This is a genomic window from Boseongicola sp., assembly GCF_057460485.1.
Map to the genome: position 1 here is coordinate 1 of NZ_JBVCWP010000286.1, position 4,694 is coordinate 4,694.

5 protein-coding genes and 1 pseudogene are annotated in these 4,694 nt (G+C 53.0%); all 6 read left to right on the plus strand.

What is annotated here, in order from left to right; all coding sequences use genetic code 11:
- Positions 1–224: 224 nt before the first annotated feature.
- Positions 225–851 carry a FadR/GntR family transcriptional regulator gene (locus tag AC221Y_RS20400; protein WP_486708218.1) on the plus strand — a complete coding sequence of 209 codons (627 nt, stop codon included), beginning with the start codon at positions 225–227 and terminating at the stop codon, positions 849–851.
- Between the two features lie 89 nt (positions 852–940).
- Positions 941–1,918, plus strand: a complete 978-nt coding sequence (locus AC221Y_RS20405) for an ABC transporter substrate-binding protein (protein ID WP_299753773.1) — start codon at positions 941–943, stop codon at positions 1,916–1,918.
- Between the two features lie 72 nt (positions 1,919–1,990).
- A complete protein-coding gene (locus tag AC221Y_RS20410) occupies positions 1,991–2,752 on the plus strand; it encodes an ABC transporter permease (RefSeq protein ID WP_299753774.1) in 762 nt (253 codons plus the stop codon).
- Positions 2,739–3,539: an ABC transporter ATP-binding protein gene (locus AC221Y_RS20415; RefSeq protein ID WP_299753790.1), complete on the plus strand. Its 801-nt coding sequence runs from the start codon at positions 2,739–2,741 to the stop codon at positions 3,537–3,539. Before AC221Y_RS20410 ends, AC221Y_RS20415 begins: the two co-directional genes overlap by 14 nt.
- A 9-nt stretch (positions 3,540–3,548) precedes the next feature.
- Entirely contained in the window at positions 3,549–4,301 is a 753-nt protein-coding gene (locus AC221Y_RS20420) for an ABC transporter permease (RefSeq protein WP_299753775.1), read from the plus strand.
- Between the two features lie 163 nt (positions 4,302–4,464).
- Positions 4,465–4,694 (plus strand): annotated as a pseudogene (locus AC221Y_RS20425) (integrase core domain-containing protein); the annotation flags it as partial.

Genomic DNA, 4,694 nt, shown 5'->3' on the forward strand with positions numbered 1-4,694 from the left:
AGGTACTTCGATGGACACCCCGCGCAGCACTTGGATGACATCGCTGTAGACGACTTCTATGTTGTTCAGTGTGAGCATAGGCTACTTCGATCGATAGGAGATGGGAGCGCTCGGAGAGAGCGCTCCCTGTTGTGTGCTTGTCGACAGGCTATTCGCTCGGGCGCAGGTCAGGTGTCTCCGACCAGTCCTGGAGCACTGCAAAGGCATCCGGTCCGCCCTGGATCATGCGAATCTGGGTCATGTGCGGCGATCGGCTTCCTGCCGAACGTGAACTGATCGTAAGGCTCGGTATGAGTCGCTCCACGCTGCGGAAGGCTTTTGACATGCTTGAACGCGAGGGTTCGATTTGGCGTCATGTTGGTAAGGGCACATTCATTGCATCTCAAGGCCTTCAGGCGGGGGCAAGTGCTCTTTCTGTGCTGAGCCAGCAGGTCACGCCTATACAGCTTATGCGCGCGCGTCTTTCGTTAGAACCTGCGATCGCCTTAGAGGCGGCAATTAACGCATCTGAGGATTCTGTGACGCGACTGAAATTGGCTCGCGACCATGCCTTGAATGCGCAGTCGTGGGATGAGTACGAAGCGCAAGATGACATTTTTCATCGGTTAATCGCTGAGGCTTCAGGCAACGTTCTTATTTTGTCGCTATTCGGTCATCTGAATGGGGTGAGGCGCGCTGTTGCTTGGAACACTGTTGTCCGAACATCTGATCGCGCGCCACGCAGTCATACGAGTTTTGCTGAACATGACCAGATCGTCGCTGCAATCGAGGCGCGAAATCCAGCCGCAGCGCAAGCCGCTATGCGGGCACATCTTGTATCCGTGTCGGCCAGGCTGTTCGGAGAGGTTTGAGTAAAGAACTAAATGCGTGGATCAGAATGAGCGGAATGCCGGTGACCACACACGTAAATATTAACTAGAAAATCTCAGGGAGGAGATAGATGATACACCTTTTGAAACGGGCCGCAGTGGCCGCTATCGCGTTGCCATTGGCAATCGGCATTACAGTAGGCGCGGCACACGCCGAGAGAATTAAGATCGCTCTGGCGGAGACGCCGTCCGACGAATTGGCGGCCTTCTTCGTGGCCCTCGACCGTGCCAAGGCTAACGGCCTTGACTATGAATGGACGGCATTCTCGGACGAAGAACTTGCCATTCAGGCTGTTTTGAGCGGCCAGATGGACATTGGATTTGGCACACCTTACGCAGCCATGCAGCGATCGAAGGCGCCGCTCCGCATCATCTTCCAGCTTTCAAAGCTGAAATTCTTCCCGGTCACTACCGCCAAATACGGAACGCTTCAGGAACTGGATGGCGAACCGATCCTTCTGCACTCGCGCGGAGGCGGCACGGATTCAATTGCAAACGTGATCGAAGACCGGGTGGGTATCACCTTTGGTGATCGGTCGTATGTTCCGGGCTCATCCAACCGTGTGGCCGCTCTTCTAGGCGGTCGTGCCGATGCAACGATCATCGATTTATCAAACAAAAACAAGCTTATGCGTAGCGATGCTGCGGCAAACTTCAATGTACTTGAGATGTTTGAAGTTGAAGCGAGCGACGAGGCACTCTTTGGGAACCTGAATTGGATTCAGGAGAACGAAGATGACGTCGCGATTTTCGTAAATGCCCTTTTAAGCACATGGCAGGACATGCACGAAGATCCGACTATTATTCGCCGCGAGACCGATCCTGACGGCCCGATTGGTCAGCTTCCCGCTGAGATCCTTGCGGAGCTTGATGGCTTTTATGCGGATGCGGTCGAGGGCGGTCTTTATGATCCCAATGGCGGCGGACGCAAAGCGGCTCAGGCAGATATGGAATGGTATTCGTCCGCTGGCCAACTCGAGGGGTCTCCAAGCGAGTTGAAAATCGAAGACTTCTGGTATCTCGCACCGCTTGATGCGGCAATGAAATAACCACTCTCAACGGCTGCCGCGCTTCTTCGCAGGCGCGGCGGCATTTTGCAGATTCCTGAGAGAAAGCTGAACATGCTCAATCGCGCCCTTCTCCTGAAACTTTTGTCAGCAGTTGTTCTTTTTGGTGCGTGGGAGATTGCCGGTCGCATCCCGGTTAGCTTCGCATTTCCGACGTTCCTGGAGTCGATGACAGCACTTTTCGAAATGACCATGAACGGAATGATGTTCGAGGCTTACTCTGAAACGCTCCGTCCTTTGGCGATTGGAATTGCGATCTCTGCCGTGCTTGGAATTGCGATTGGCCTATGGGTCGGCTTGAACAGTTTTTTCGACTGGCTTTTTTCGCCAATTTTCATCGTTATGCAGGCCGCACCGCTGGCAGCACTAATCCCGCTTTTGGTTCTTGCCTATGGGATAGGTCTGACTTCGAAGGTGATTGTAGTGTGCATTATGGCAATGCCAGTCATCGTTTTGAATACCAGTGGCGCTGTTCGAAACACGCCGGAATCTATTAAGGAAATGGGCCAGTCTTTCTTGGCTTCCAAGACATCAATTCTACTTAGAATTGTGATCCCGGCTGCATCGCCGGTCATTTTTGCAGGTCTTCGTTTAGGTATCTCGGCGGGCTTTATTGGCGCGATCCTGGCCGAATTGAAGATTACTCCGACCGGCGTGGGAGATATCATAACCTACAGTCGATCGATTGCCGATTATCCCAGTATGTATGCGGCCATATTCTCGATCATCCTTCTCGCTGTTCTGTTTCTGAACCTGCTCGAGAAGATTGAAAAAGTTCTCTTCAAAGGAAACCAACGTGGCTATGTCTCCGATTAAAGAAGTGACGGCGCAGACGACGCCAATGGAATTCGAGAGCGCCGTCTCGGTCCGCAATATTTCGAAGAATTACGGGGACGTTGAAGCCCTGCGTGATATGTCTCTGGAGTTTCCACGTGGCCAGCTCACGTCCCTGCTTGGGCCTTCAGGCTGTGGGAAGACGACACTCCTGAAGATTATTGCCGGCCTTCTGGAACCCACCTCGGGCCAGGTTGAAGTCAACGGAAAAACTGTTTCGGGACCGGGCAAAGACAGAGCTTTCGTCTTTCAAGACTTCGCTCTTTTGCCCTGGGCAACTGTTATCCGTAACGTAGCATTCGGGCTTGAGATGCGGGGGGTCGCAGCGTCCGAGCGTGAGGCGATTGCCGAAAAGTATATTAAGGAAGTCGGCCTTGCCGGGTTCGAACAAAGCTATCCGCATGAGCTTTCCGGCGGGATGCGGCAGCGCGTGGGGCTTGCCCGCGCGCTTGCGGTCGATTCGGACGTTCTTCTGATGGACGAGCCATTCTCGGCAGTGGATGAACAAACCCGACGCAAATTTCAGGAAGACCTCCTGAACCTTGTGCAAATCGAGAACAAGACGTTCATCTTCGTGACGCATTCAATCGAAGAGGCTGTATACGTCTCTGATCAGATCGCAATCTTGTTGCCCCGGCCGAGCCGTGTCTCTGAAATCATCCGACCATCAAGCTTTCGGGACAAGGGTGTTGATAACATACGCCGTGACCCCGAATATCTCGACATTGTCGACAACATCTGGGCCTCGCTTCGTGGCTATGTGGAATAGGGACAGGTCATGATAGTCTATGGATATCGACTTCCAGGAATGTCGTCTTTGATAGTTTGGGGACTGCTCTGGGAAATTGTCGGTCAAGCAGAACTGACCTTCTTTATCCCCCCGCTGAGTGAAGTTCTGGCGACTCTTTTTTCGATCATCGGGACTCCGGCGTTTCAGAAAGCTCTGGCTGAGACAGCTTACGCGTTCTTTGTTGGCGTGGCGTTTGCAATCGCGATTGGAATCCCGGTTGGTATCCTTATGGGCAAAAGCAGACTTCTGGATGAACTGTTGCTGCCCTGGGTAAACGTATTCCTCAGCGCACCGCTAACGGCGCTTGTGCCGGTGCTCATGGTTCTATTCGGATTTGGAATGAAGTCGATCATCATTACGACGGCGTTGTTCGCAATCTGGATCATCATATTGAATTCCCGCGCAGGGGTTATTCAGATCAACAGATCGCTCGTTGAAATGGCGCATAGCTTTGGTGCGTCGCCGCTCAACGCTTTCTTTAAAATCTATTTCTGGGCGGCGCTTCCGGAGATTCTAGGCGGGGTTCGTATCGGGATCATCCGAGCGGTTAAGGGTGTGATAATTGGCCAACTTCTAATTTCAATTGTCGGCTTCGGAGCGTTGTTCGAGCTCTATTCGGCTAACTTCCTGATGGGGCATTTTTGGGCAGTTCTGATCGTCCTCTTCGCGCTTGCGTTCACTATTTCCGAGTTTCTCGCCTATCTCGAAAGGCGGGTATCATACTACGCATCGAAGCGTTGATCTGGTGGTGTCACAGGAAACTGACTTGTGGGGGCGGGGCGGTGACCTTAGCTTCGCGGGATGACAAATCGCAGCCCCTTTCGCCACTTCAACGGCCTGCCATCCAGCCCCTGAGTATCCGTCAAGCGCAAAGGCTCTTTTCGACCTAGAATCCACTCGCCAAAAGTTGATGGAATGGGCTGAGAAGCACAATATCACTTTGGCGCACATCCAGCCCCGCCGGCTGTAGCAGAACGCTTATATCGAGCGATACAACCGACCGGTCAGGCATGAACGGCTGGATCAATACATCTTTGAAACTATTGAGGGGGCGCAGAAACAGGCCGCGGATTGGCTCGGGCCTTACGACAACGAGCGACCCAACATGGGCATCGGCGGCATAACACCTGACAT